The 26,285-nt window shown below is 73.8% G+C and carries 23 protein-coding genes; 16 read left to right on the plus strand and 7 right to left on the minus strand.

The annotated features are described in order from the left end of the window. Positions 1–28: 28 nt before the first annotated feature. Together ACFY9E_RS13720 and ACFY9E_RS13725 are read right to left on the minus strand one after the other, a co-directional pair. Positions 29–2,467, minus strand: a complete 2,439-nt coding sequence (locus ACFY9E_RS13720; protein ID WP_390982673.1) for an FtsX-like permease family protein — start codon at positions 2,465–2,467, stop codon at positions 29–31. Continuing rightward, the gene (locus tag ACFY9E_RS13725; RefSeq protein ID WP_390982675.1) at positions 2,461–3,186 is read right to left on the minus strand and encodes an ATP-binding cassette domain-containing protein; all 726 of its coding nucleotides are present in this window, start codon (positions 3,184–3,186) and stop codon (positions 2,461–2,463) included. The genes ACFY9E_RS13720 and ACFY9E_RS13725 overlap by 7 nt, the downstream gene beginning before the upstream one ends. 156 nt (positions 3,187–3,342) lie before the next feature. On the opposite strand from ACFY9E_RS13725, the gene ACFY9E_RS13730 reads away from it, so the two are divergent. From ACFY9E_RS13730 to ACFY9E_RS13740, 3 genes are all read left to right on the plus strand, one after another. Next, the gene (locus tag ACFY9E_RS13730; protein WP_390982677.1) at positions 3,343–4,614 is read left to right on the plus strand and encodes a sensor domain-containing protein; all 1,272 of its coding nucleotides are present in this window, start codon (positions 3,343–3,345) and stop codon (positions 4,612–4,614) included. Beyond that, entirely contained in the window at positions 4,604–5,263 is a 660-nt protein-coding gene (locus ACFY9E_RS13735) for a response regulator (protein WP_390983681.1), read from the plus strand. Before ACFY9E_RS13730 ends, ACFY9E_RS13735 begins: the two co-directional genes overlap by 11 nt. 600 nt (positions 5,264–5,863) lie before the next feature. Further along, the gene (locus ACFY9E_RS13740) at positions 5,864–7,195 is read left to right on the plus strand and encodes a cytochrome P450 (protein WP_390982680.1); all 1,332 of its coding nucleotides are present in this window, start codon (positions 5,864–5,866) and stop codon (positions 7,193–7,195) included. On the opposite strand, the gene ACFY9E_RS13745 is transcribed toward ACFY9E_RS13740, so the two are convergent. Next, a complete protein-coding gene (locus ACFY9E_RS13745) occupies positions 7,143–8,063 on the minus strand; it encodes an NAD-dependent epimerase/dehydratase family protein (protein WP_390982682.1) in 921 nt (306 codons plus the stop codon). The two genes, ACFY9E_RS13740 and ACFY9E_RS13745, sit on opposite strands and share 53 nt — an antisense overlap. Then, positions 8,060–9,106: a ScbA/BarX family gamma-butyrolactone biosynthesis protein gene (locus tag ACFY9E_RS13750; RefSeq protein WP_390982686.1), complete on the minus strand. Its 1,047-nt coding sequence runs from the start codon at positions 9,104–9,106 to the stop codon at positions 8,060–8,062. The genes ACFY9E_RS13745 and ACFY9E_RS13750 overlap by 4 nt, the downstream gene beginning before the upstream one ends. Before the next feature lie 262 nt (positions 9,107–9,368). Here ACFY9E_RS13750 and ACFY9E_RS13755 point away from each other — a divergent pair, with 262 nt between their 5' ends. The 4 genes from ACFY9E_RS13755 (at position 9,369) to ACFY9E_RS13770 (ending at position 13,074) form a co-directional block, all read left to right on the plus strand. Beyond that, positions 9,369–10,049, plus strand: a complete 681-nt coding sequence (locus ACFY9E_RS13755) for a ScbR family autoregulator-binding transcription factor (RefSeq protein ID WP_390982689.1) — start codon at positions 9,369–9,371, stop codon at positions 10,047–10,049. Positions 10,050–10,182: 133 nt separating this feature from the next. After that, positions 10,183–11,622, plus strand: coding sequence for a DUF2252 family protein (locus ACFY9E_RS13760; protein WP_390982691.1), 1,440 nt, complete (start codon positions 10,183–10,185; stop codon positions 11,620–11,622). A gap of 204 nt (positions 11,623–11,826) precedes the next feature. Then, positions 11,827–12,654 (plus strand): hypothetical protein, encoded by an 828-nt coding sequence (locus ACFY9E_RS13765; RefSeq protein WP_390982694.1) that lies wholly within the window; start codon positions 11,827–11,829, stop codon positions 12,652–12,654. Between the two features lie 90 nt (positions 12,655–12,744). Continuing rightward, a complete protein-coding gene (locus tag ACFY9E_RS13770; RefSeq protein WP_390983684.1) occupies positions 12,745–13,074 on the plus strand; it encodes a rhodanese-like domain-containing protein in 330 nt (109 codons plus the stop codon). Positions 13,075–13,088: 14 nt separating this feature from the next. Here the strand turns inward: ACFY9E_RS13770 and ACFY9E_RS13775 are convergent, their stop codons facing one another. Then, positions 13,089–14,222 carry an acyl-CoA dehydrogenase family protein gene (locus ACFY9E_RS13775; protein ID WP_390982696.1) on the minus strand — a complete coding sequence of 378 codons (1,134 nt, stop codon included), beginning with the start codon at positions 14,220–14,222 and terminating at the stop codon, positions 13,089–13,091. Between the two features lie 375 nt (positions 14,223–14,597). Between ACFY9E_RS13775 and ACFY9E_RS13780 the strand changes: the two genes are divergently transcribed. From ACFY9E_RS13780 to ACFY9E_RS13790, 3 genes are read left to right on the plus strand one after another with little or no spacing between them, the layout of a single operon-like run. Then, positions 14,598–15,506 carry a DUF5819 family protein gene (locus tag ACFY9E_RS13780; protein ID WP_390983686.1) on the plus strand — a complete coding sequence of 303 codons (909 nt, stop codon included), beginning with the start codon at positions 14,598–14,600 and terminating at the stop codon, positions 15,504–15,506. Next, positions 15,503–16,714 (plus strand): HTTM domain-containing protein, encoded by a 1,212-nt coding sequence (locus tag ACFY9E_RS13785; protein ID WP_390982699.1) that lies wholly within the window; start codon positions 15,503–15,505, stop codon positions 16,712–16,714. Before ACFY9E_RS13780 ends, ACFY9E_RS13785 begins: the two co-directional genes overlap by 4 nt. Then, positions 16,711–17,451 (plus strand): TrmH family RNA methyltransferase, encoded by a 741-nt coding sequence (locus ACFY9E_RS13790; protein WP_390982702.1) that lies wholly within the window; start codon positions 16,711–16,713, stop codon positions 17,449–17,451. Before ACFY9E_RS13785 ends, ACFY9E_RS13790 begins: the two co-directional genes overlap by 4 nt. On the opposite strand, the gene paaN is transcribed toward ACFY9E_RS13790, so the two are convergent. Next, entirely contained in the window at positions 17,448–19,139 is a 1,692-nt protein-coding gene (gene paaN, locus ACFY9E_RS13795; protein WP_390982705.1) for a phenylacetic acid degradation protein PaaN, read from the minus strand. The genes ACFY9E_RS13790 and paaN overlap by 4 nt on opposite strands. 160 nt (positions 19,140–19,299) lie before the next feature. Between paaN and ACFY9E_RS13800 the strand changes: the two genes are divergently transcribed. The 3 genes from ACFY9E_RS13800 to ACFY9E_RS13810 all read left to right on the plus strand — a co-directional run bounded on the left by ACFY9E_RS13800 (position 19,300) and on the right by ACFY9E_RS13810 (position 21,806). Continuing rightward, positions 19,300–20,820, plus strand: a complete 1,521-nt coding sequence (locus ACFY9E_RS13800; protein ID WP_390982706.1) for a 3-hydroxyacyl-CoA dehydrogenase — start codon at positions 19,300–19,302, stop codon at positions 20,818–20,820. After that, on the plus strand, positions 20,817–21,407 hold the full coding sequence (locus ACFY9E_RS13805; protein WP_390982708.1) for a TetR family transcriptional regulator: 591 nt from the start codon (positions 20,817–20,819) through the stop codon (positions 21,405–21,407). The genes ACFY9E_RS13800 and ACFY9E_RS13805 overlap by 4 nt, the downstream gene beginning before the upstream one ends. 90 nt (positions 21,408–21,497) lie before the next feature. Beyond that, the gene (locus tag ACFY9E_RS13810; protein ID WP_390982711.1) at positions 21,498–21,806 is read left to right on the plus strand and encodes a hypothetical protein; all 309 of its coding nucleotides are present in this window, start codon (positions 21,498–21,500) and stop codon (positions 21,804–21,806) included. Positions 21,807–21,824: 18 nt separating this feature from the next. Here the strand turns inward: ACFY9E_RS13810 and ACFY9E_RS13815 are convergent, their stop codons facing one another. Further along, on the minus strand, positions 21,825–22,310 hold the full coding sequence (locus ACFY9E_RS13815) for a winged helix-turn-helix transcriptional regulator (RefSeq protein WP_390982713.1): 486 nt from the start codon (positions 22,308–22,310) through the stop codon (positions 21,825–21,827). 190 nt (positions 22,311–22,500) lie between these two features. On the opposite strand from ACFY9E_RS13815, the gene pdhA reads away from it, so the two are divergent. From pdhA to ACFY9E_RS13830, 3 genes are read left to right on the plus strand one after another with little or no spacing between them, the layout of a single operon-like run. Further along, entirely contained in the window at positions 22,501–23,652 is a 1,152-nt protein-coding gene (gene pdhA / locus ACFY9E_RS13820) for a pyruvate dehydrogenase (acetyl-transferring) E1 component subunit alpha (protein WP_390982716.1), read from the plus strand. Beyond that, on the plus strand, positions 23,649–24,653 hold the full coding sequence (locus tag ACFY9E_RS13825) for a transketolase C-terminal domain-containing protein (protein WP_390982719.1): 1,005 nt from the start codon (positions 23,649–23,651) through the stop codon (positions 24,651–24,653). The genes pdhA and ACFY9E_RS13825 overlap by 4 nt, the downstream gene beginning before the upstream one ends. Beyond that, positions 24,653–26,131, plus strand: a complete 1,479-nt coding sequence (locus tag ACFY9E_RS13830) for a 2-oxo acid dehydrogenase subunit E2 (RefSeq protein WP_390982721.1) — start codon at positions 24,653–24,655, stop codon at positions 26,129–26,131. The genes ACFY9E_RS13825 and ACFY9E_RS13830 overlap by 1 nt, the downstream gene beginning before the upstream one ends. Positions 26,132–26,285 lie beyond the last annotated feature (154 nt).

Raw genomic sequence — 26,285 nt, forward strand, 5'->3', positions numbered from 1 at the left:
CATGGTGAGATCGACCAGGGCGGAGGGCTTACTCGCGTACCCCGGCCAGGTCCGCCGGACGGCGGCGCAGGGCGAGGGCGGCGGGGACCGTCGCGGCGGCCACCGCCAGCAGGGCGCAGGCGCCCGCCGTCGTGCCGAGGGCCTCCCACGGGAGGGTGAGGGCGGGTCGCACCGACAGCAGGGCGAGGGCGCTCCACAGGCCGGCCAGGTTGACGCAGGTGACCAGCACGCCGAGGAGCGCGCCGGCCGTCACCGCCGTCAGGGCCTCGGCGCCGGTCAGCCGCAGCAGCTGCCAGCGGGTGGCTCCGGCCAGCCGCAGCACGGCCAAGTCGCGGACCCGGTCGGAGGCCGCCATGACCGTGGTGTTGACCACGGAGATGCCCGTGTAGAGCAGGGCGATGCCGAGGACCAGGAAGAGGCCGAGGCGGGTGGTGCGGTTGGTGTCGGGATGAGTGGCCCGGAGCCACGCCTCCCGGGTGAGGACCCGGCCGCCCCCCGTGTCGAGCGCCTCGCGCAGGGCCGTGGCCACGGTGGCCGGGGCCGCGCCGTCCTCGAGGGCCACGTCCACGCGGTCGACCGTGGCGCCGGGGGCGTTGCGCGGGGTGACGTAGACGCCGTTGTCGCCGGTGCCGGTGGTCATCACGGCGGCGACGCGGAGGGTGCGCGGCGTCCCGTCACCGAGCCACACCTCGACCCGGTCGCCCACCCGGTGCCGCTGCCACTCCTCGTTGACGATGATCGAGTCGTCGTCGAGATCGCCCGGTCTGCCCGCCGCGAGCGGCAGGCGCGTGGTGGCCGCGAGGTCGCCGGGTGTCGCGGCGCGGGCCTCGGAGCGGATCAGGGCCACGCCGTCCTCCAGGACGTGGACGGCCGTCGAGGACGTCGGGGAGACCCGTGCCCCCGGTACCGCACGCAGTCTGCGCAGGGTGTCCGCGTCGAAGCCGGCTCCGGTCGCCGGGGTGACGACGAAGGCGGCGGTGGTGCGGTCGCTCGCCTCGGTGCTCTTCGCCTGCCGCAGGGTCGCGGTGGCACCGAGGAGTGAACCGGCGAGCGCGACCGTCACCAGGACGGGGGCCGCGAGCGCGGCGGTCCGGCGGACTCCGGTGGCCGTGTTCTCCCGGACCAGCATGCCCACGGCCGAGGGGAGGCAGGTCAGCAGCCGCGTCAGGGGGCGCAGCACGAGGGGGGCGAGCAGGGCGGTCGCGGTGATCAGCAGCATGGGGCGGCTGATGTACGTCTTGCGGTGGAGCAGGTCGGACGGGTCGCCGATGAGGGAGAGGGTCGTCAGCACGGCGGCCGTGAGCAGGAGGGCCGTGCCGCACAGCAGGCGGCCCCGGGTCAGGGGCCCGCTGTCCACGGCTGCCTCGCGCAGGGCCTCGGTGGGGGCGGTGCGGCCGGCCCGCCAGGAGGCCGCGGTCGCCCCGCACAGGGCGACGAGCAGGCCCGTCCAGAAGGCCGCGTGGTACGGCCAGGTGTGCTCCCCGATGGTGAACCAGGCGGGGGCGAGGCCCTCGTCGACCACCCGGGCCGCCAGCAGCGGTGCCCCCCGGGCGCCCAGCGCGCAGCCGGCGGCCGAGGCGAGGACGCCGACGGCGAGAGCCTCGGCGAGGACGCTCCGGCGGATCTGGGCCGGGGTGGCCCCGGCCGTGCGCAGCAGGGCGAACTCCTTGCGGCGCTGGGCGACCGCGAAGGCGAAGGTCGACGCCACGACGAAGACCGACACGAAGGCGGTGACGCCGCCGGCGGTGCCGAACAGGGCGTTCATCGCGGTGAGCGCCTCGCGGTCCCGGCCGGGGTCGGCGTCGGCGAGGCGGCGCGCGCCACCGGTGAGGACCCGGGCGCTGTCGCCGACGGCCTTCCGTACGGACGCCGGGTCGGCATGCACGACCAACTGGGCCGTGGCGCCCTGAAGTCGGGCGGCCCGGGCGTCCGTGAAGAACACGGCGTTCTCGAAGCCGCGTGCGGTGAGGGTGCCGACGACGCGTACGGTGCCGAGGCCGGTGCGGACCCGCTGGCCCGGGTGTGCCCAGTCGCCGGTGACGACGGCCTCGTCGGCCGTGCGCGGTGCCCGCCCGGTGGCGAGGTCGTAGGGGGCGTACGCGGCGGTGGACCAGGGGTGGCCCACCAGGTCGGCGGGCCCGCCCTCGGCCCGGACGGGGAACGAGCGGTCCTCGACGACCGGGCCCAGCCGCCGCAGCCGCGCGACGGTCGCGGCCGGTACGGGGCGCGGGTGGGCGAGGGGGGATTCACGGGCGCCGATCGGGGTCGGCACGCGCAGGGTGTCCCCGCCCTTGACCACGACCGGGGCAGTCGCGAAGCGCTCGGGGGCCCGCTCCGGGGCGGTGACCGTCGAGGCCAGGGCCAGGCCCGTCACGGTGAGCAGCGCCACGCCCAGGCAGAGCGCGACGAAGCTGCCGGTGAAGGTGGTCCAGCGGGTGCGCAGGGTGCGCAGGGTGACGCTCAGCACGGCACGGCCTCCAGACGGGTCATGCGGGTGGCGATCGTGTCGGCGTCGGCGCCGGTCAACTCCCCGCTCACGCACCCGTCGACGAGGAAGACCACACGGTCGGCGTACGCGGCGGCCACCGGGTCGTGCGTGACCATGACGACCGTCTGGCCCTCGCGGTCGACCATGCCGCGCAGCAGCCCGAGCACCTCGCGGCCGGTCCGGGTGTCCAGGGCGCCGGTCGGTTCGTCGCCGAACAGCACATCGGGCCGGGTGATCAACGCGCGGGCCAGGGCGACGCGTTGCTGCTGGCCGCCGGAGAGCTGGGACGGCCTGTGCCGGGCCCGGTCCGCGAGACCGACCTGCCCCAGTGCCTGGCGCACCCGGGCTGCCGGCACGCGGTGGCCGGCCAGACGCAGGGGCAGGGCCACGTTCTGCTCGGCGGTCAGCGAGGGCAGCAGGTTGAACGCCTGGAAGACGAACCCGACGCGCTCGCGCCGCAGCAGGGTCAGCCGGCGTTCGCTCAGCCCGGTCAGCTCGGTGCCGCCCACGGTGACGGACCCGCAGGTGGGCCGGTCCAGACCGGCCGCGCACTGGAGCAGCGTCGACTTGCCGGAGCCGGAGGGCCCCATGACGGCGGTGAAGGTCCCGGCCGGGAACGCGAGCGAGACTCCGTCGAGTGCGGTCACGGACCCGTACGTCCTGGTGACGGCGTCGAGCCGGACGGCGTCGTGTGTCATGGGTTCCCCCTGGTGTCGGTGTCGCTTCCACGAAACCGGGCGGGGGCGGGCCGGCGCAGTGCGGCAGGGCCTAGACCTGGGGTAGGGCCAGGCATACCCCCGGGCTTCCGCCAGGGCCCATGGCCGGGGGCGCGGCCCGCTTCTACGGTGATCCCCATGCATCCTCGCAACGTGTGGCAGGCCCTGTCCCGCCCCCGATACCTGCTGTCGGCATGGCCGTGGCGGTCGGCCGGATACCTGCTCACCGGCGCGGTGACCGGTGCCGTCCTGCTCGTGGGGATCGTGGTGTCGGTGGCGGCCGGCGGGGTGCTGGCCGTCGCGCTGGTGGGGTTGCCGTTGCTGCTCGGGACCGCTCTGGCGGGCATTCCGGTGGCGGCGGTGGAGCGGTTGCGGCTGCGGCTGGTCGACGCGGAGCCGGTGTCCGACCCGCACCGGGCGCCCGGGGAGCCGGGGCTGCGGGCCTGGCTGTCGACCCGGTTGCGGGAGCGGGCCACCTGGCGGGAGCTGGGCCACGCCCTGCTGTTCGCGGGGCTGTTGTGGCCGGTCGACGCCCTCGCGTTCACCGTCCTCCTGCTGGGGCCGCTCTCCGTGGTGGCGACCCCGTTGCTCATGGCCGTCCTCGGCGAGGCGAAGGTCCTCAAGGTGTGGCTGGTCACCACCTGGCCCGCCGCCGTCGGGTGCGCCGTCCTCGGGCTGGTCCTGCTGGCGCTGGGCGCCTGTCTGCTGGGTGTGGTGGCCGGGGCCCGGGCCGGGCTGGTACGGCTGCTGATCGCGCCGCAGGAAGCCGATCTCGGCGCCCGGGTGGTCGAACTGGCCCGGTCCCGGGTGCGGTTGGTGGACGCCTTCGAGGCCGAGCGGCGTCGCATCGAGCGTGATCTGCACGACGGGGCGCAGCAGCGGCTCGTCGCCCTGACGATGACGCTCGGGCTGGCCCGTCTCGACGCCCCGCCCGGACCGCTCGCCGACCAGCTCGCCACGGCGCACCAGGAGGCGGGCGCGGCCCTCGCGGAACTGCGCGAGCTCATCCACGGCATCCACCCCAAGGTCCTCGCCGACTACGGCCTCGAAGCGGCCGTCGCCGACGCCGCCGACCGTTCGGCCGTGCCCGTGGACGTCGACCTGGACCTGCCCGGGCGGCTCTCCCCGGCGGTCGAGGCCGCCGCCTACTTCGTGGTGTGCGAGGCGCTCGCCAACGTGGGCCGGCACAGCGGCGCGAGCCGGGCCGAGGTGAGCGGCGGGCACCGCGACGGGCGGTTGCTGCTGCGGATACGTGACGACGGGCGCGGTGGGGCGCGGGCCGGGGAGGGCAGCGGACTGACCGGACTCGCCGACCGGGTGTCGGTGCTCGATGGCAGACTCTCCCTGTCCAGTCCGCCCGGCGGACCGACCCTGCTGCGTGTGGAGATCCCTTGTGACCCTGCGAGTTGAGCGGCCGCTGCGGGTCGTCCTGGCGGAGGACAGCGTGCTGCTCAGGGACGGGCTCGTCGGACTGCTCACACGCTGTGGGCACGAGGTCGTCGCGGCCGTGGGGGACGCCGGGGCCCTGGTGGCGGCCGTCGGGGAGCACGACCCGGACGTGGTCGTCACGGACGTGCGGATGCCGCCCGGCTTCCAGGACGAGGGCCTGCACGCGGCCGTGCGGCTGCGCGAGGAGCGGCCCACGCTGCCCGTGCTGGTCCTCAGCCAGTACGTGCAGCGCCGCTACGCCGCCGAGCTGCTGGACTCCGGCGACGGCACGGGCGTCGGCTATCTGCTCAAGGACCGTGTCGGCCAAGTGGAGGAGTTCGTCGAGGCACTCGGGAAGGTGGCGGACGGCGGCACGGTCGTCGACCCCGAGGTCGTACGGCAGTTGCTGCGCCGCCGCCGCGACCCGCTGGAGCGGCTCACCCCGCGCGAGCGGGAGGTGCTGGCGCTGATCGCCGAAGGCAGGTCCAACAGCGCGATCGCCCGCGAACTGGTCGTCTCCGAGGCGGCCGTGGGCAAGCACGTCTCCGGCATCCTCACCAAGCTGGACCTGCCGCCGGCGGACGCGACCCACCGCCGGGTGCTGGCGGTGCTGGCGTATCTGCGTGCTTAGCGGGTGTCCACAAGGCGCCGCTGTCGTCGACGCGTTGCAGGGAAACCCGCGAGTCGGCTGATCGCGGCGCCATCAGAGCCACGGGTGACCAGACAGGGCCGGGCCGCCCGGGCCCGTCTTGCGCTGATCCGGTCGGTGGCCGAACAGTTCGAACCCCCGGGGGTACGTCCGGGCCGGCCTGACGGAGATCAGCGCGGGAGCCGGCGTCAGCTCCGGCGCGCCGCACTTCCACTCCGCCCACAAGGCCGCCGTCGCCGAGGCCGTCGAGCACGTGGCCGAACGTGCCCTGCGCGCGGTAGCGGTCCGCGGCCACGACGGCTGTGCCCTGCAACGCCTCGTGGACGTCACGCACCACGCCGCCCGGCCGCTGCGCGCGGACATCGTGGTGCGGGGCGGGGCTGCGGCCGAACGGAGAGGGGGCCCGGACGTGCGGTGGAGGCGGGCAGGGCGGGGCTCGCGCTGCCGACGTCACCCGCCCTGGTCACCCTCCCCTGGCCAACAGTGGGTGAAGTGGTGACCAAAACAAACCGGTTGGCAAGTTTCGCCGTCGGCCGGACCGCACCATGGTCCCCCAGCCTCTGGACCGAGGAGCGATGAGTCATGGCACAGCAGGCCTGCCCCTTCCTGTCGATCGACCCGTCCGGTCAGGACCTCTACGACGAGATAGCCCGCATACGTGCCCAGGGCCCGGCCGTGGAGGTCGAACTCCCCGGCGGCGTACGGGCGTGGTGGATCACCGGCCTGGAGCTGAACAAGCGGCTCCTGGCCGGCCCCGAGACGAGCAAGGACGCCTACCAGCACTGGCCGGCCTGGATCAACGGCGACATCTCCCGCACCTGGCCGCTCGCCATCTGGGTCTCGGTGCGCAACATGGTCACCGCCTACGGATCCGACCACAGCCGGCTGCGCAAGCCCATGGCCGCCGCCTTCACCAAGCGCCGTGTCGACGCGCTGCTGCCGCGCGTCCAGGAGATCGTCGACCGGGCGCTCGACGGTCTGGAGCGCGTCCCGGAGGGCGAAGTCGTGGATCTGCGGGCGGCGTTCGCGGCGCCGATCCCGCACGAGGTGGTCTGTGAGCTCTTCGGCGTACCGGCCGGCGAGGACGGCCCGCGCGCGGCCCTCTACCGCATCATCAACCGCTTCTTCGACACGGCGATCACCCTGGAGGACGCCCAGGCCAACGCCGTCGACCTCTACGGCACGCTGACCGCGTTCCTCCGGCACAAGCGGGAGCACCCGGCCGACGACCTGACGACGGCGCTCATCGCCGCGCGGGACGAAGGCGGCCTCAGCGAACAGGAGTTGATGGACAACCTGATCCTGCTGCTCACCGCGGGCTTCGAGACGACCGTCAACCTCATCGACAACACCGTGCACAGCCTGCTCGCCCATCCCGATCAGCTCGACCTCGTCCGCTCCGGGCAGGTGACCTGGGAGGACGCCCTGGAGGAGTCACTGCGCTTCGAGGCGCCCGGCGCCATGTCGGGTCTGCGCTACGCCGTCGAGGACATCGAGATCGAGCCGGGCCTGACCATCCCCAAGGGCGACCCGCTCGTGGTCTCCTTCGCCGGTGCCGGGCGCGACCCCGAGCGGCACGGGCCGGACGCCGAACGGTTCGACCTCACGCGCGCCACCAGCCGCGACCACGTCTCCTTCGGCCACGGCGTGCACCACTGCCTGGGCCGGCCCCTGGCCATGGCCGAGGCGACGGTGGCCCTGACGTCGCTGTTCGCCCGCTTCCCGCGGCTGGCCCTGGCCGACCCGGCGCAGCCGCCGAAGCGGCTTCGCTCCATCATCTCCACCGGCCACGAGGAGCTGCCGGTGTTGCTGCACGGCCGGGGTCCGGACCCGCGCCCGCAGGAGGCCGAGGCCGAGGCGATCAGGAAATCCGGCCCTGGTGGAACGCGCGGTACCAGGGCGCCGCGAGGCTGAACGCCGCCCCGAATCCCTCGCCGGGCGAGCAGTCGACGTCCTTCCAGAACATGTCGTCCACGAACCAGTGGTCGACGGTGAGCATGCCGAGGTGATGGAGGGCGAGCGGGGACCCGGCGGCCCGGTCCAGAGCGGTGGCGACGTCGACGGCCGCACCGCCGCCGGGCTCGCCCAGCTCCCGGCCCACGGCGGCCAGCAGGTCGGGAACCGCCACCGGCTCGGGGTGGCCGACGTGGCGCACACCGCCGCCGTGCGCCGGGGAGAGGGCGGCGGCCACCACCGCACGGCCCAGGGAGTCGACGTCGATCATCGACTGGAGTGCCCCGCAGCCGGTGAGGGTGGCCGACAGTTCGTTCATCAGCCACACCAGTCCGGGGACCACCCAGCGGTCGCCCTCGCCGTACACGAGGTGGGGGCGCAGCACCAGACCGCCGGCGTCGAGGACGTACCGTTCGGCGGCGGCCCGGGTGCGGCTGGTGTGCGACGCGGGCGCGATCGGCACCTCACCGGGGCGTACGCCGCGGAACGGGCCCCGGCCGAGGACGGCGGCCGTGCCGACGTACACGATCCGGCGCACTCCGGCCCGCACGGCCTCCTCGACCAGGGCCCGGGTGCCGTGGTCGTTGACCGCCTGGACGGTCTCCGCGGCGCCGCCGATCCGCGAGGCGCAGTGCACGAGGACGTCGGTGTCGGCGCACGCGCCGCGCAGGGAGGGCGGGGCGCAGAGGTCGCCGTGGACGTACTCGGGGCCGGGCGGTGCGTGGCGGGACAACAGGCGGACGTGGACGTCCGGTTGCCGCTGGGCCGTGGCGGCGACCCGGCTGCCCACGAAGCCGCTCGCGCCCGTGATCAGAAGCTTGACCGTCACGACAGTGACCGTACCGGCGCCGGCCGGGCGCAGGTCAGGGTGGCGGTGAAGACGGACTCGCCGTCCTGCCGCCCCGACACCCGGACGGTCGTCTCACCGGGGTCGGTGAGTACCTCGGTCTCGATCCGGCACGGGCTGTGCAGTTCGGCGTACCGGGTGAAGCCGGCCGTCATGGTGCCCGGCAGGAAGGGGCGCAGGCCGGACGCGGCGGTCGCGGCCTGGCGGGCCGCCTCGAACAGGACCATCCCGGGGACGTGGTCGTTGGGCCGCTGGAAGAGGACCGGATGGCCGGTGTCGACGCGCAGGTGCCAGACGCCGGGGCGGTCGGCGGGGGCGAGGACGACGTCCTCCGGGCGGGCCCGTCCCGCGGACCGCGGCGGTATGCCGGGCAGCAGCGGCACCGGTATGTCCAGGGCGTCCAGCTTCGCCGCCCGCAGGCGGCGGTAGGCGCGCGGCGAGGTGCAGCCGGTGCTGCCGGTGCCGCTGGCGACGAACCGTCCCGCGCGCCGGAACTCCATCGTGGTCCGCATGCTGTGCAGGCCACGACCGCGGCGGCGGATCTCGGAGCACACGACGTCGACCTCGACCGGTTCGGCGGCGTCCGCCAGCAGCAGCGCGGACGGGTCGACGCGGACCGTCAGGTCCCACATGACGAAGTGCGTGTCGGCAGGAGCGCCGAACTCGGCGTGCGCCAGAACCATCGAGGCCTGCCGCAACGTTTCTCCCACGACCATCGGGTCCTGGTGCCGGTCGTCCACGGGGCCGAAGAAGGAGTGGGCGGCCGGCCAGTGCGCGGTGAACCGGAAACGCGTGTCGGAGATTCGGGTCCACCGGGTGGGGAAGACGTCCGTCTCTGTGGTGCGGTGGGCGAGTTCCTTGGTGACGGCGGTGTGGGAGTGGGGGACAGGGTGTTCGGCGACGGGGGACGGTGGCGCCGGCTCTGCGGCGACCACGGCCGGCGCCGCGGGTTCCGCGGCGGCGGTGGCCGGTGACGCGGATTCCTCGAGGGCGGGACGCGGTGGCGCGATCCCCAGGTGCACCACGGCATGTGGCGGGTTCTCGACGGTCGTAGCGGTTCCGTTTGCCGGACGGCCCCCGCGTCCGGTCTGATCGTCCGTGAGTGCGCTTAAAGGCCCTGTCTGCGGCATGAGAACCCCCAGGATCGGCTGGCTGGCCGCGGTCGACGCCTGACTAAGATACGGACGAACCGGTTCTTTCCAAAGCGGGGCAAACCGCTGGGACAGGCTCTCGCGCCCTCGCCACACAGCGACTTCACAGGGATCGACGGAGATCAGGAGGCACCCGATGGCGCGACAGGAGCGCGCGATCCGCACCCGGCGGACCATCCTGGAGGCGGCAGCGGCCGTCTTCGACGAACGCGGCTACACCTCGGCGACCATCGGCGAGATCCTGGACCGGGCGGGCGTCACCAAGGGCGCGCTGTACTTCCACTTCGCCTCCAAGGAGGAGCTGGCGATCGGGGTGTTCGAGGAGCAGCTCGCGATCACGCTCCCGCCACAGTCCAGCAAACTCCAGGAACTCGTCGACTCCGGTCTGGTCATGGCCCGCCGGCTGCGGTCCGAGCCGCTGGTGCGGGCCAGTGTGGGGCTCGCCCTCGACCAGGGGGCCATGGACCTCGACCGCACCCCGGCCTTCCAGATGTGGATCGACCAGAACGTGCAGCTGCTGGGCGAGGCGAAGACGCGGGGCGAACTGCTCCAGCACGTCAACGTGGCGGAAACGGCGGAACTGCTGGTCGGGAGCTTCTCCGGGGTGCAGCTGCTGTCCCAGCTGCGCTGCCAGCGGCAGGACCTGGAGCGCCGTGTCATCGTCCTGTTCGAGCACTTCCTGCCCAGCATCACCGTGCCCGCGGTGCTGGCCCGGCTCGACATCACGGTGGACCGGGCCGACAGGGTGCTGGCGCAGGTGCGGGCGGAGGAGGAAGCGGCAGTGGCCGTGGAGACCTCCGTGCCCTCCGGGGCGTAGCGCGCCCCGCCGCACGGGCCCGGCGCGACTGCCCACGGCTGTGGAGTCGTCCACAGGGTCTGACGCGTTTCGGCCGCCGGTTGTACGGTCGGCACGAGTCGATGTTCGTGCGCGTGCGGGGGAGGCGGTCTGGATGACCAGGGCTGGAGCTCAGGACGAGGGCGGGACCACGGCGGGGGACGGGGCGCCGCGCCGGCTGCCCCGGGTGCGCGGCTTCGCCGCATGGCCGGCCGAGGGCTCGCCCAAGGACGAGGGCAAGGCCCTGCGCAAGCGGATCCCGCGCAGCGCGCACGCCACGCTCGACCTGGACGCGTCCCGGCCCGACGCGGTGAGCGCGGTCGAGGAGTCGGGCCGCGGGCGGCTGCCCGAGCTGGCCCCGATCAGGGTCGGCCGCATGACCGCCACCCCCTTCGCCTTCCTGCGCGGCGCGGCGGGCCTCATGGCCCACGACCTCGCGCGCACGCCCATGACCCGGATCCGGGCCCAGATCTGCGGCGACGCCCACGCGGCCAACTTCGGCCTGTACGGCGACGCCCGCGGCGGACTGGTCATCGACCTGAACGACTTCGACGAAACGGTGCCCGGCCCCTGGGAGTGGGACCTCAAGCGGCTCGTGGCCTCCCTGGTGCTCGCGGGCCGGGTGGCGGGAGCCGACGAGGACCGGTGCCGCAAGGCGGCGTACGACGCGGCCGGTGCCTACCGCAGGACCATGCGGCTGCTGTCCGGGCTCCCGGTGCTGGACGCGTGGAACGCCATCGCGGACGAGGAACTCGTCTCCCACACGGACGCCCATGACCTGCTCGGCACGCTGGAGCGGGTCTCCGAGAAGGCCCGCCACAACACCAGCGGCCGGTTCGCGGCCAAGTCGACCGAGGCCACCGAGGACGGCGGGCGTCGCTTTGTCGACGCCCCGCCGGTGCTGCGGCGCGTCCCGGACGCGGAGGCCGCGGCGGTGGCGGCGTCCCTGGAGGAGTACGTCGGCACCCTCCAGGAGGACCGCCTGCCGCTCCTCGCCCGGCACGCGGTGCAGGACGTGGCCTTCCGCGTCGTCGGCACGGGCAGCGTCGGCACCCGCTCCTACGTCGTGCTGCTCCTGGACCACCGGGGCGAGCCGCTGGTGCTGCAGGTGAAGGAGGCGCGGGCGTCGGCGCTGGTTCCGCATCTGGCGACGGCCGGCTTCGAGGTACCGGACGCCGGTCACGAAGGCCGGCGGGTCGTGCTGGGCCAGAAGCGCATGCAGGTCGTGAGCGACAATCTGCTGGGCTGGACCACGGTCGACGGCTTCCACTTCCAGGTCCGCCAGTTCCGCAACCGCAAGGGCAGCGTCGACCCGGCCGCCCTCGCCCCCGACCAGCTGGACGACTACGGCCGCATGACCGGCGCGCTCCTGGCCCGCGCCCACGCGCACAGCGCCGATCCGCGGCTCATCGCCGGGTACTGCGGGAAGAACGAGGAGCTGGACGAGGCGATGGCGGCCTTCGCCGTGGCGTACGCGGACCGGACCGAAGCGGATCACGCGGAGCTGGTGGCCGGGGTGAAGGCGGGGAAGGTAGCGGCGGAGATGGGGGTGTAGGGCGGCCGGGACGGGGTGCAGGGGCGCGCGGGCCGGGCGGGCCGCCGGCGGCCCAGGTCTCCCGGTCTGCCCGGTCGGCTGCCGGGCGTGGGTGTGCCCGGGGCGTGCGTGTCGCCCGGGCAGCCGCGGCGCCGGAGTACGGGGACGTCACCGGCCTCGTCCTGCGGGGCGAGGCCCCGGGGGTTCGTCACCTAGGCTGGTCGGGTGACGACCCCGGAAGCTGAGCAGGATGGCGGCGACGCCGCACGGCCGGAGGCGCGGCTGGAGCGGGCCGTGCGGGCCGCCGAGCAGGCGTTGATCGAGTACGAGATCGCGGTGGAGACCTTCCGCGTCGAGGTCGAGAACTTCTCCCGGCTGCACGAGCAGAAGCTCGGCCCGCTGTACGCGCGGCTGGAGGAGCTGGACGCCCGGATCCTCGAAGCCAGAGCCGCCCGCAGCGGCGACCCCGCCGACCGGCAGCGGGCCGAGGAGGCCAGAGCGCGTCTCGCCCCCATCCCCGGCGTCGAGGAACTGCTGCACGGCTGGATGGACGGCAGCGGTCTGTTCCCGGAGGCCTCGGCGATGCTCACGGACCAGCCGGTCCGGCCCCCGCAGCGGGTCCGCCCCAGCGAGGAGGCCCGCCGGCTCTACCGCGACCTCGCCCGCAAGGCCCACCCGGACCTGGCGCAGGAGGAGAGGGAGCGTCAGCGGCGCGAGGAGTTCATCACGCGGGTCAACGCCGCCTACGCCCGGGGCGACGAGGCGGAGCTGCGCGAGCTCGCCGAGGAGTGGGCCAGGGGACCCGAGCTGAAGCGGGGCCCGAGCCGCGCCGAGGAGCTGTACACCCGCCTCGAATGGCTCGCCCAGCGCAAGGAACTGCTCGCCCTGCTCGCCAGGGAACTGGAGGACAGCGCCATCGGCCACATGCTCCAGCTGGCCCCGGACGACCCGGACCGGCTCTTGGACGAGATCGGGCAGGGACTGCTCGCCCAGGTCACCGAGCGGGAGACGGAGCTCGCCGCGCTGCTCGGCGAGGGCGCGGGCGAGAGCTGAGGAGAGGGCGGGGGCCGGGGCCGGGGCCGTGCCCCGGCCGGCGTTCGGGCCGGGTCCGGTAGCGTCGGACGCATGAGTTTTGGAGCTGGTGTGCCCACGGTCGCGGTCGCGGACCTCAAGGACGGCGACTTCCTGCTGGACGTCCGGGAGGACGACGAGTGGAAGGCCGGTCACGCCGAAGGGGCGCTGCACATCCCGATCAGTGACTTCGTCGCCCGCTACGGCGAGCTGACCGAGGCCGCCCCGCAGGACGGCCGGGTCCATGTGATCTGCCGTTCGGGCGGCCGTTCCGCCCAGGTCACGATGTATCTGGCCCAGCAGGGCATCGACGCCGTGAACGTCGACGGCGGCATGCAGGTGTGGGAGGCGGCGGGGCGCCCCGTCGTGACGGACGACGGACAGCAGGGGTTCGTCCTCTAGGTCTGCCTGTTCCGTCAGGCCGGCGGGTGGGCGGCCAGCAGGTCGCCCAGGGCCTCTTCGTGTGCCGACGCCGGGCCGAGTGACAGTTCCAGGTGCTTGGCCCAGGCGTGGTACCGGTGCAGGGGGTAGTCGACGTCGGCGCCGAACCCGCCGTGCAGATGCTGCGCGGTCTGCACGACCCGGCGGACGCCCTCCGCCGCCCAGATCTTGGCGACGGCCACGTCACCGGCTGGGGGCAGGGCGCCTGGTGCCCCGGAGGCGATCCGCCACGCGGCCTGCCACAGGGTGGCCTCCATCGCGCGCAGGTCGATGTAGCGGTCGGCGGCCTGCACGGCGACGGCCTGGAAGGTGGCGATCGGGAACCCGAACTGCTCCCGCTCGCTCGTGTACTGCCCGGTCATCCGCAGCACACGCTCCCCGAGGCCGAGCGCCAGCGCACACGTCCCGGTGGCCAGCAGATCCCGCAGCCACTCCCACGCCCCATCGGTGTCGATCACGTCCCGGGCGGCGAGCCGCGCCGACTCCAGCCGCAGTTCGCCGAGCCGCTCGCCGTTGGTGGAGAACTGCTCGGCGAGGACGGCGCCCTCGAGCCCGCGCGGCACCAGCGCCAGCAGGGTGCGGCCGGTGCCGGTGTGCGCGGGGACGAGCGTGACGTCCGCGTCGTAGGCCCACGGCACCGCCGTCTGCACCCCGTCCAGCACCCACGTCCCGCCGTCCTGCCGGGCGGTCACGGCCTGCTCGGCCGGGTCGTGGCCGGTGCGGCCGTGCGCGGCGACGGTCAGGACGAGTTCGCCCCGGCCGGCCCGGGCGAGCAGGTCCGCCTTCGCCTCGTCACTGCCGTAGGCCTGGACGGCCGCCGCCGCCGCGCTGGTCTCCAGCAGAGGCACCCTGGCCAGCACGTGCGCCGACTCCCGCAGCACCAGGCACAGCGCGACGGCGTCCAGGCCGGCCCCGCCGTGGCGCGGGTCGAGCAGCAGGCTCAGCAGGTCCGCGTCGGCGAGCCTGGCCCACAGGGCGCGGTCGTACGTCTCGGCGACGGCGCCCGCGGTGAGGGCCGGGCTGGGCACGGCGTCGGGCGCGACCCCGGCGAACACGCCCTGTGCCGCCTCGGCCGCCGCCTGCTGCTCCTCGGTGAAGGTGAAGTCCACGGTGCCTGTCCTTCCGGATCCCGTTGAGCTGACGGGGCGTCAAGATAGAACAGGTTCTAGAAGAAGGGAATGGGTGTACGGGCGGGCGCCGTAGGGTGTCACTCCTGTGGACGACCGCCCGGACCGCCCTGTGGATAACCTGCGGGGGTCCCCTGTGGACCAAGGGGACCGCGGCTCCCGGGCGGGTGCACGCGCCGTACGGTCATCCGCGCGGTGTGGCGACGGCCACGGCGGGACCGGCGGACAGGGGCTGTGCCCGGGTGGGTGTCCTGAGTACCGTTCCCGTGCCGATGCCGCGCGCCGGTGCGCGGGTGGGGCGACGCCCTCGCGGCCGGGCGGACGGAACGACGGACCGGGATCGTGGAACGGGGCGGAATGGACGCGTACGACGAGGGCTCGAACGCCCGGCACGGCCCGGGCACGCCGAGCCGGCCGGCCTCGCCCGCGGTCCGGGGCGCACCCGGGGAGTCCGCAGGCCCGGGGGTGCCGTCCGGGTCCACCGAACCGGGCGGGCCGCTCGCGCACTCCGAGCCGTCCGCGCACTCCGAGCGGCCCGGACCGGTCGGGCCGCCCGGGCCTGTCGGACCGCCGGGGCCGGTCGAGCCGGGCCCGTCCGGTGAACCGCGAACCGGCATCGCCGCGCTGTCCCTGCGCTACCAGATCGGGGTCGCCCTGGCGCTCGCGGTCGTCGCCATCGGGGTGTGTGTGCATCTCGGGATGACGTTCCTGCACGTCGCGCCGGCGAACACGGTCACCAGGGCGCACGGCGAGGCCGTGGACGACTGGATCTATCCGGAGTTCGAGCAGAACTGGAAGCTCTTCGCGCCCAACCCGCTTCAGCAGAACATCTCGATCCAGGTCCGGGCGGGGATCCGCGGGCCGGACGGCATGACGCTGACCACCGGCTGGTACGACCTGTCGGCCGAGGACGGCGAGGCCATCGACGGCAACCTGCTGCCCAGCCACACCCAGCAGAACGAGCTGCGCCGCGCCTGGGACTTCTTCGTCGCCACGCACGACGGCGAGAACCGGCCCGTGGGCCTGCGCGGCTCGCTCTCCGAGGCGTATCTGCGCCGGATCATGGTGCTGCGCCTCGACCGCGACGCCGCGGTGCGGGCCACGACCGGGGGCGCCGGGGTCATCGAGCGTGTGCAGGTCCGTTCCCGCACCAGCAACGTGCCGCCACCGGAGTGGAGCCGGGAGAAGGTCTCCACGACGCCGTCCTACCGGGAGCTGCCCTGGTGGAAGGTGCCGCAGGACGAGGCTCAGGGGGGCGTGCGGTGAACCGCTTCTCGCTGGCCGTCTCGGGCGGCATCGCCCGCGTCACCGAGGCCGCCCTGGGCCCCTACCAGACGGCCGTCATCCGTATCGGCTTCAGCGCCACCTGGCTGCTGTTCCTGCTCCGCGAGCTCCCTCACCGCCACGAGCTGTACGGGCCCGACGGCCCCTGGAGCTGGGATCTCGCCCAGCAGCTGGTCGGGTCCAACGGCTCCTTCACCATCCTGATGTGGTCGGACGGCCGCGTCTGGTTCGAGATCGTCTACGCGCTCGCGGTCCTGTCCAGCGCCCTGCTGCTGCTGGGCTGGCGCACCCGCACCATGTCGGTGCTGTTCATGGTCGGGGTGCTGTCGCTGCAGAACCGCAGTGTCTTCATGGGTGACGGCGGCGACAACGTGCTGCACCTGATGTCGATCTACCTGGTGTTCACGCGGTGCGCCCAGGTGTGGTCGCTGGACGCCAGGCGGGGCGAGCGGGACCGGGCGGCCCGCGCGCGGGGCGAGCGGGTCACGGACCGGACCGGCCCTGCCCTGTGGGGCGCGCTCGGGTTCGTGCTGGTCGCGGTCACCCTGGCCGACCGGATGCAGGGCGACTGGCTGATACCGGCCCTGCTGTGGACGGTGTGGGTGGCGCAGGCCCTGTGGTGGCTGGCCGGACGCAGGTCCGGGACCGGTGAGCCGCGGATCCTGCTGGACGTCGTCGCCGCCGTCGTGCACAACGGCGCCCTGCTCGTGATCATGGCCGAGGCCTGTCTGATCTACGCGACGGCCGGCTGGTACAAGATCCAGGGCTCCCGCTGGCAGGACGGCACCGCGGTCTACTACCCGCTCCACCTGGAGTACTTCTCGCCCTGGCCCGCCCTCGCCGACCTGCTGTCGGCCAGCGGCACGATGGTGATGCTGGTGACGTACGGGACGGTCCTCGTGCAGGTCGCCTTCCCGTTCACCCTGTTCAACCGGCGGGTGAAGAACGTCCTGCTGGCGGTCATGATGACCGAGCACGCGGTGATCGCCGTGGTCCTCGGACTGCCCTTCTTCTCGCTGGCGATGATCGCGGCGGACGCGGTGTTCCTGCCGACGGGTTTCCTGCGTCGGCTGGGCGGCCGGGTGGCACGCGCGCGGGACCGGCTCCCGCGCCGGGGCGGGCGTACGCCGGCCCCGCGGCAGCGCGCGCCCGAGAGCCCCGAGGCGGCGCACGTAGGCTTCGGGGCATGACCGACCCCGTGACCGCCTGGCACCGGCTCGCCGGCGACACCGTCCTGCTCGACGGGTTCCACGCCCTCAAGCACGCGCTGCGTTTCGGCGCCGAGGTGCCAGTGGCGGTCACCGCCGACCGGGCGGCCGCCCTCGCCCTCGCCGACGAGCTGGCCCCGGACGTACGGGACACGCTGGCAGGGCTGCTGACGGAGGTGCCGCACCGGACGTACGCGTCGTTCGTGCCGCGTCCGCACCCGACCGCCGTGGCCGCCCTGGCCGTCCGGCCGTCCCGCGCCTGTCACCTGGAGAAGCTGGCGCACGTGCCCCGCACGGCCCCGGTCGTGGTGCTCGACAACCCGCGCAACCTCGGCAACGCGGGCGCGGTGATCCGCCTGGCCGCCGGTTTCGGTGCGACCGGCGTGGTGACGACCGGGACGGTCGACCCCTGGCACCCCACCGTCGTGCGCGCTGGGGCGGGTCTGCACTTCGCGACGGCGGTGGAGCGTCTCGAGGTGTCCGAGCTGCCGCCCGGACCCCTGTTCGCCCTCGATCCGGAGGGCGACGACATCCGGGGCGTCACACTCCCGGACGACGCCGTCCTCGCCTTCGGCTCCGAACGCACCGGCCTGTGCACGGAACTACGCGCGCGTGCGGACCACTTGCTGTCGCTCCCGATGCGCCCCCAGGTGAGCAGCTACAACCTGGCGACGAGTGTGGCGATGACCCTGTACCACTGGAGCTGCGGTGCGCCCTAGGCGTCCCGCCGCACCTCGACCACTCGGAACCGGTTGGCGACGAACGCCCCGTCACACAGCGCCGCACTCGCCGCCGGGTTGCCCCCCGACCCGTGGAAGTCGGAGAACGCGGCCGTCTGGTTCACGTACACCCCGCCCGTGAGGTTCAGCGACAGCTGCGCCGCCTCCTCCAGGCAGACCTCCTGCACGGCCTGCTCGACCTCCGGGTCGGTGGTGTACGCCCCGACGGTCATCGCGCCCTTCTCGCGGACCGTCCGCCGCAGCAGCTCGGTCGCGTCCGCGGCGGAGTCGACGGCCACGGCGAAGGACACCGGCCCGAAGCACTCGCTCATGTACGCGGCCTCGGCGTCCGGCTTGGCCCCGTCCAGCTTGACGATCACCGGCGTGCGGACGACCGCACCCGGGAAGTCCGGGTTGGTGATCTCCCGGGAGGCCAGGGCGACTTCGCCCAGCCCGGAAGCGGCCTCCAGGCGGGCCTTCACGTCCGGGTTGACGATCGCGCCGAGCAGCGCGTTCGCCCGGGCGTCGTCGCCGAGGAGCCCGTCGACCGACCGGGCGAGGTCCGCGACCACCTCGTCGTAGGACTTGGGGCCCTGGTCGGTGGAGATGCCCTCGCGGGGGACGAGCAGGTTCTGCGGGGTGGTGCACATCTGGCCGCTGTACAGGGACAGCGAGAACGCCAGGTTGGAGAGCATGCCCTTGTAGTCGGACGTGGAGTGGAGGACGACGGTGTTGACGCCGGCCTTCTCCGTGTAGACCTGCGCCTGGCGGGCGTTGGCCTCCAGCCAGTCGCCGAACTCGGTCGAGCCCGTGTAGTCGATGATCCGGATCTCGGGGCGCAGCGCGAGGGTCTTGGCGATGCCCTCGCCGGGGCGCTCGGCGGCCAGCGCGACCAGGTTCGGGTCGAAACCGGCCTCGGTGAGCACCTCGCGCGCGACCTGCACGGTGAGCGCGAGCGGCAGCACCGCGCGCGGGTGGGGCTTGACCAGGACCGCGTTGCCGGTGGCGAGGGAGGCGAACAGGCCCGGGTAGCCGTTCCACGTCGGGAAGGTGTTGCAGCCGATCACCAGGCCGATGCCGCGCGGGACCGGCGTGAACTGCTTGGTCATGGCGAGCGGGTCGCGCTTGCCCTGCGGCTTGGTCCACTCGGCGTTGTCGGGCGTGCGGACCTGCTCCACGTACGCGTACGCCACCGCCTCCAGGCCGCGGTCCTGCGCGTGCGGCCCGCCCGCCTGGAACGCCATCATGAAGGCCTGGCCGGAGGTGTGCATGACCGCGTGTGCGAACTCGTGCGTCCGGTCGCTGATGCGCTTGAGGATCTCCAGGCAGACCACCGCGCGCTGCTCGGCGCCCGCGTCGCGCCAGGCCCGCTGACCGGCCTTCATGGCGGGCAGCAGCACGTCGAGGTCCGCGTGCGGGTACGTCACGCCCAGGTCGACGCCGTACGGGGACGTCTCGCCGCCCACCCAGTCGTCCGTCCCGGGCTGGCCGAGGTCGAGGCGGGAGCCGAGCAGGGCGTCGAAGGCGGCCTTGCCCGCCGCCGCGTCCAGGCTGCCGTTCTCCCCGTAGGCCTTGGGGTGCTCGGGGTGGGGGGACCAGTACGCGCGCGTGCGGATCGCTTCCAGCGCCGGGTCGAGGGTGGACCGGTGCCGGGCGATCAGCTCGTGCGCCGAGAGTGCGGCGGTCATGCGTGACCAACTCCTCGTCTCAAGAACTCTTCGTCGAGTTCATGACCTGGGCAGAAACCTGGGCGGGAACACTCGGACAGAGCTAGAGTAACCGAACGATCGGTCGGTTCAAGGGGGTCCGCCGCATCTGTGGAAAACCCCGTGCGGGAGGATCGCGCACATGACAGCACTCGACCTCAGCAGCCCCGTGGCCGTCGTCGGCACCGGCACCATGGGCCAGGGCATCGCCCAGGTCGCGCTGGCCGCCGGCCATCCCGTACGGCTGTACGACACCGTTCCGGGGCGGGCGCGGGAGGCGGCCGACGCGATCGGCGCACGCCTGGACCGGCTCGTCGAGAAGGAGCGGCTCACCGGCGCCGACCGGGACGCCGCCCGCGCCCGGCTGCGGCCCGCCGAGGACCTCGCCGAGCTCGCCGACTGCGCCCTGGTCGTCGAGGCGGTCCTGGAGCGGCTGGACATCAAACAGGAGCTGTTCTGCGAGCTGGAGGGCATCGTCTCCGACGACTGCCTGCTCGCCACCAACACCTCGTCGCTGTCCGTCACGGCCATCGGCGGCGCCCTGCGCGTCCCCGGCCGGTTCGTCGGCCTGCACTTCTTCAACCCCGCGCCGCTGCTGCCGCTGGTCGAGGTCGTCTCCGGGTTCGCCACCGACGTCACGTACGCCACGCGCGCGTACGAGACCGCCCGCGCCTGGGGCAAGACGCCGGTCGCCTGCGCGGACACCCCCGGCTTCATCGTCAACCGCATCGCCCGGCCCTTCTACGCCGAGGCCTTCGCGGTCTACGAGGCGCAGGGCGCCGACCCGGCCACCATCGACGCCGTGCTGCGCGAGTCGGGCGGCTTCCGGATGGGCGCGTTCGAGCTGACCGACCTGATCGGCCAGGACGTCAACGAGTCCGTCACGCAGTCGGTCTGGCAGGCCTTCTTCCAGGACGTGCGCTTCACCCCGTCCCTCGCCCAGCGGCGCCTGGTCGAGTCCGGCCGGCTCGGCCGCAAGACCGGCCAGGGCTGGTACGCGTACCGGGACGGCGCCGAGCGCCCCGAGCCGGACACCGCCGAGAAGCGGCAGCCGCCCGCGTACGTCGTCGCCGAGGGCGACCTGGGCCCGGCCGCCGAGCTGCTCGCCCTGATCCGCGAGGCGGGCATCCCGGTCCGCGACGAGGACGACGAGGAGGGGGGAGCGTGTCTGCTGCTCCCGAGCGGCGGCCGGCTCGTCCTCGCCGACGGGCAGACGGCCGTGGAGTTCCCGGACTTCGTCTACTTCGACCTCGCCCTGGACTACCGCAAGGCCACCCGGATCGCCCTGTCCGCCTCCCAGGACACCTCCCCGCAGACCCTCGCCGAGGCCACCGGCCTCTTCCAGGCGCTCGGCAAGCAGGTCAGTTTCATCGGCGACGTGCCCGGCATGATCGTCGCCCGCACGGTCGCGCGGATCATCGACCTGGCGCACGACGCGGTCGCCAAGGGCGTGGCCACCGAGGAGGACATCGACACCGCGATGCGCCTCGGTGTCAACTACCCCCTGGGCCCCTTCGAGTGGAGCCGCCGGCTCGGACGTTCCTGGGCCTACGCCCTCCTGGACGACCTCCACCGCTGCGATCCCTCGGGACGCTACGCGCCGTCCCTGGCGCTGTACCGCCACGCCCACGCCTCCGACCCGCGGGAGGGCACCGCCTCATGACCACCGCCAAGCGCGACACCTACACCCCGGACACGCTGCTGTCCGTCGCCGTCCAGGTGTTCATCGAGCGCGGTTACGACGGCACCTCCATGGAGCACCTCTCCCGGGCGGCCGGCATCTCCAAGTCGTCGATCTACCACCATGTGTCCGGCAAGGAGGAACTGCTGCGCCGGGCCGTGAGCAGGGCGCTGGACGGCCTCTTCGGGATCCTCGACGAGGAGCACGCGCGCGTGGGGCGCGCCGCCGACCGCCTGGAGTACGTCGTCCGGCGCATGGTCGAGGTGCTCATCAGCGAACTGCCCTACGTGACCCTCCTGCTGCGGGTGCGGGGCAACACCGACACCGAGCGGTGGGCCCTGGAGCGGCGCCGGGACTTCGACCACCGGGTGTCCGACCTGCTCAAGGCGGCCGCCGCGGACGGGGACGTGCGCGCCGACATAGAGGTCCGGCTGGTGACCCGGCTGGTCTTCGGCATGATCAACTCGATCGTCGAGTGGTACCGGCCGGACGTCCGCGGCATGAGCGAGCGCGAGGTGGCCGACGCGGTGGTGCGGCTGGCGTTCGGGGGCCTGCGCAAAGCCGCCTGACGGCGGCCCCTCCCGCGTGAGTACCCGCGCGCGGGCGGGATGAGTACGCGTGGCGATGTCCCGGCCGCCCCTCGGTGATGGGGTGGGCGCATGCCCGGAAATGACGCGCCGCCCTCCCCCGCCGCCCACCGGACGTGGTGGCGGGCCCCGCTCGTGGCCACCCTGCCCGGTCTGCCGCTGCTCGCGCTGGAGTACCGCTGGTTCGCGTCCCAGGACGGCCCCGGTGCCTTCTCGGGCGTGCTGTTCTGGGCGGCCGGCCTGCTCGTGCTCGCCTGGGTGCTCCCGCACCGCCGGTCCCTGCGCGGACTGCGGATGGCGGCGGCCGGCGCCGGGCTCGGATGCGCGCTGCTCCCGGTGATGTTCGCGGTGCTGCTGGGCGTCGCGTTGGCCGCGAGCTGACGGGCGCGGCCCGGCCGTTCACCCCTGCGGCTCCAGGTCCTCCTCTTCGAAGACCAGCAGCGTGCGCGTGCTGAGCACCTGCGGGATCGCCTGGAGCCGGGTCAGCACCAGCTCGCGCAGCGCCCGGTTGTCGGACACGTGGACCAGCAGCAGCACGTCGAAGTCCCCGCCCACCAAGGCGATGTGCGAGGCCCCGGGCAGCTGTCTGAGCTCCTCGCGCACCGTGCGCCAGGAGTTCTGGACGATCTTCAGCGTGATGTACGCGGACGTGCCCTGACCGGCCCGCTCGTGGTTGACGCGGGCGCCGAAGCCACGGATGACCCCGTCCTCGACGAGCCGGTTGATGCGGGCGTAGGCGTTGGCGCGCGAGACGTGCACCCGCTCGGCGACCGACCGTATCGAGGCGCGGCCGTCCGCCTGGAGCATGCGCAGGATGTCCTGATCGATGGCGTCCAGGGGCCGCGGCGGCGGCAGCAGGCCGCTGTCGTCCTGTCCCTCGGCCATTTGTTCAGCTGGCACCCGCCCCCGCCTCTCTGCCATGGACGTAGTGCGTCCATCTCAGGTTGTGGAGAACCGTTTGTCCACAGCCTGAGGCCACCCGTAGCCAAAATGTGCCGGCGACCGAACAATCGGTAGGTGAGACGCATCACAGCCGATGCGCCTCTCCAAGCCGCTCCCACGAGGAGGTGCCGTCATGACGGTCATGGAGCAGCGGGGCGCTTACCGGCCGACCCCGCCGCCCGCCTGGCAGCCGCGCACGGATCCCGCGCCGCTGCTGCCCGACGCGGAGCCGTACCGCGTCCTCGGCACCGAGGCGGCCGCGAAGGCCGACCCCGAGCTGCTGCGGACGCTGTACGCGCAGCTGGTGAAGGGCCGCCGCTACAACGCGCAGGCCACCGCCCTCACCAAGCAGGGCCGTCTCGCGGTCTACCCCTCCACCACCGGCCAGGAGGCCTGCGAGGTCGCCGCCGCGCTCGTGCTGAAGGAACAGGACTGGCTCTTCCCCAGCTACCGCGACACCCTCGCCGTGGTGGCCCGCGGGGTGGACCCCGTCGAGGCGCTCACCCTGCTGCGCGGCGACTGGCACACCGGCTACGACCCGTACGAGCACCGGGTCGCCCCCCTGTGCACCCCGCTCGCCACCCAGCTGCCGCACGCCGTCGGTCTCGCGCACGCCGCCCGCCTCAAGGGTGACGACGTGGTCGCGCTCGCCATGGTCGGCGACGGCGGCACCAGCGAGGGCGACTTCCACGAGGCGCTGAACTTCGCCGCCGTCTGGCAGGCCCCGGTGGTCTTCTTCGTGCAGAACAACGGCTTCGCGATCTCCGTCCCGCTCGCCAAGCAGACCGCGGCCCCGTCGCTGGCCCACAAGGCCGTCGGCTACGGCATGCCCGGCCGCCTGGTCGACGGCAACGACGCCGCCGCCGTGCACGAGGTCCTCTCCGACGCCGTACGCCGTGCCCGCACGGGCGGCGGTCCCACTCTCGTCGAGGCGATCACCTACCGCGTCGACGCCCACACCAACGCCGACGACGCGACCCGCTACCGCGGCGACGCCGAGGTCGAGACCTGGCGCGAGCACGACCCGATCCGGCTGCTGGAGCGCGAGCTGACCGAGCGGGGCCTGCTCGACGAGGCCGGCATCGAGGCCGCCCGCCAGGACGCCGAGACCATGGCCGCGGCCCTGCGCGAGCACATGAACCAGGACGCGGTGCTCGACCCGATGGACCTGTTCGCCCACGTCTACGCCGAGCCGACCCCGCAACTGAGCGAGCAGCGGGACCAGCTGCGGGCCGAGCTGGAGGCCGAGGCCGGCACCGAGCCGGAGGGGGGCACGCACCGATGACCACCGTCGCCGTCAAGCCGGCCACCATGGCGCAGGCCCTCACGCGCGCGCTGCGCGACGCCATGGCCGCGGACCCCGCCGTGCACGTCATGGGCGAGGACGTCGGCACCCTCGGCGGTGTCTTCCGCGTCACCGACGGACTCGCCAAGGAGTTCGGCGAGGACCGCTGCACGGACACCCCGCTCGCCGAGGCGGGCATCCTCGGCACGGCCGTCGGCATGGCCATGTACGGCCTGCGCCCGGTCGTGGAGATGCAGTTCGACGCGTTCGCCTACCCGGCGTTCGAGCAGCTCATCTCCCACGTGGCCCGCACCCGCAACCGCACCCGCGGCAGGATGCCCCTGCCGATCACCATCCGCGTCCCCTACGGCGGCGGCATCGGCGGCGTCGAGCACCACAGCGACTCCTCCGAGGCGTACTACATGGCGACTCCGGGGCTCCATGTCGTCACACCCGCCACCGTCGCGGACGCCTACGGGCTGCTGCGCGCCGCCATCGCCTCCGACGACCCGGTCGTCTTCCTGGAGCCGAAGCGGCTGTACTGGTCGAAGGACTCCTGGAACCCCGAGGAGCCGGCGCCCGTCGAGCCGATCGGCCGCGCGGTGGTGCGGCGCCCCGGCCGGAGCGCCACGCTCATCACGTACGGGCCGTCCGTACCCGTCTGCATGGAGGCGGCCGAGGCGGCCCGGGCCGAGGGCTGGGACCTCGAAGTGGTCGATCTGCGCTCCCTGGTGCCGTTCGACGACGAGACGGTGTGCGCCTCGGTGCGGCGGACGGGACGCGCGGTCGTCGTCCACGAGTCGGGTTCCTTCGGGGGCCCGGGCGGGGAGATCGCGGCCCGGGTCACCGAGCGCTGCTTCCACCACCTGGAGGCGCCGGTGCTGCGCGTGGCCGGGTTCGACGTCCCGTACCCGCCGCCGATGCTGGAGCGCCACCACCTGCCCGGTGTGGACCGGATCCTGGACGCCGTGGGGCGTCTTCAGTGGGAGGCCGAGAGCTGATGGCACAGGTGCTTGAGTTCAAGCTGCCCGACCTCGGGGAGGGGCTCACCGAGGCGGAGATCGTGCGCTGGCTGGTCGAGGTCGGTGACGTGGTCGCCATCGACCAGCCGGTCGTCGAGGTCGAGACGGCCAAGGCGATGGTCGAGGTGCCCTGCCCTTACGGCGGTGTGGTCACCGCCCGCTTCGGCGAGGAGGGCACGGAACTTCCCGTCGGCGCACCGCTGATCACGGTGGCGGTGGGGGAGCGGCCGGCCCCCGGCGCCGGGGACACCGGGACCGGGGACACCGGCTCCCGGGGCTCGGGCAACGTCCTGGTCGGTTACGGCACCTCCGAGGCGCCCGCGCGGCGCCGCCGGGTCCGGCGGGAACGGCCGGTGTCCGGCACGTCCGCGACAGCCGGGCAGACCGGTGGGCCCGCAGCGGTGAACGGGCGGACCGACGCCGCCGCTGCCCCGGTGAACGCGCAGGCCCCGGGCCCCGCGACGACGGTGGACCGGCAGGCCGGCGGCGCCGCGACGACGGTGAACGGGCAGGGCGGCGGCCTCGTGACGGAGGACGGACCCGTCCCCGTGATCTCGCCCCTGGTACGCCGGCTCGCGCGCCAGAACGGCCTGGACCTGCGGGAGCTGACCGGGTCCGGCCCGGACGGGCTGATCCTGCGGGCCGACGTGGAGTACGCCCTGCGGGCCGCGGGGCAGGGCGTCACGGCATCCCCGGCGGAGCCGCACCCTGGCCTGCCGCAGACATCCGCGCCCTCGCCCTCGATGGCCTCCTCCGCAGCGGCCCCCGGTGAGATCCGCACCCCGCTCAAGGGCATCCGAGGCGCCGTCGCCGACAAGCTGGCGCGCAGTCGCCGCGAGATCCCCGACGCCACCTGTTGGGTGGACGCCGACGCCACGGAGCTCATGCGGGCGCGTACGGCCATGAACGCGGCCGGCGGACCGAAGATCTCCCTCCTGGCCCTGCTGGCCCGGATCTGCACGGCGGCCCTCGCCCGCTTCCCCGAGCTCAACTCCACGGTGGACGCGCAGGCCAGGGAGATCGTCCGGTTCGACCAGGTGCACCTGGGCTTCGCGGCGCAGACCGAGAGGGGCCTCGTCGTCCCGGTCGTACGGGACGCGCACGCGCGGGACGCCGAGTCGCTGACCGCCGAGTTCGCCCGGCTGACCGAGGCCGGCCGGACGGGGACGCTGACGCCCGCCGAGCTGACCGGCGGCACGTTCACGCTGAACAACTACGGCGTCTTCGGCGTCGACGGCTCCACCCCGATCATCAACCACCCCGAGGCCGCCATGCTCGGCGTCGGCCGCATCGTCCCCAAGCCGTGGGTGCACGAGGGCGAGCTGGCGGTGCGGCAGGTCGTCCAGCTCTCGCTCACCTTCGACCACCGGGTGTGCGACGGCGGCGTGGCGGGCGGGTTCCTGCGGTACGTGGCGGACTGCGTGGAACAGCCGGCGGTGCTGCTGCGGACGCTCTGACCCCGCATCCGGCCGCAGCGACTCCCGTCCGGCCGCAGCGACTCCAGCGCGGACGCGGTGCCTGCCGTGCGGGCGCCGTGCCTGCCGTGCGGACGCTGCGCCTGTCGTGCGGACGCCGGGATTCCTGTTCAGTACGAGATCCGCGTCCCGTGAT

This window comes from Streptomyces sp. NPDC012466, assembly GCF_042955215.1.
Taxonomy (GTDB): Bacteria; Actinomycetota; Actinomycetes; order Streptomycetales; family Streptomycetaceae; genus Streptomyces.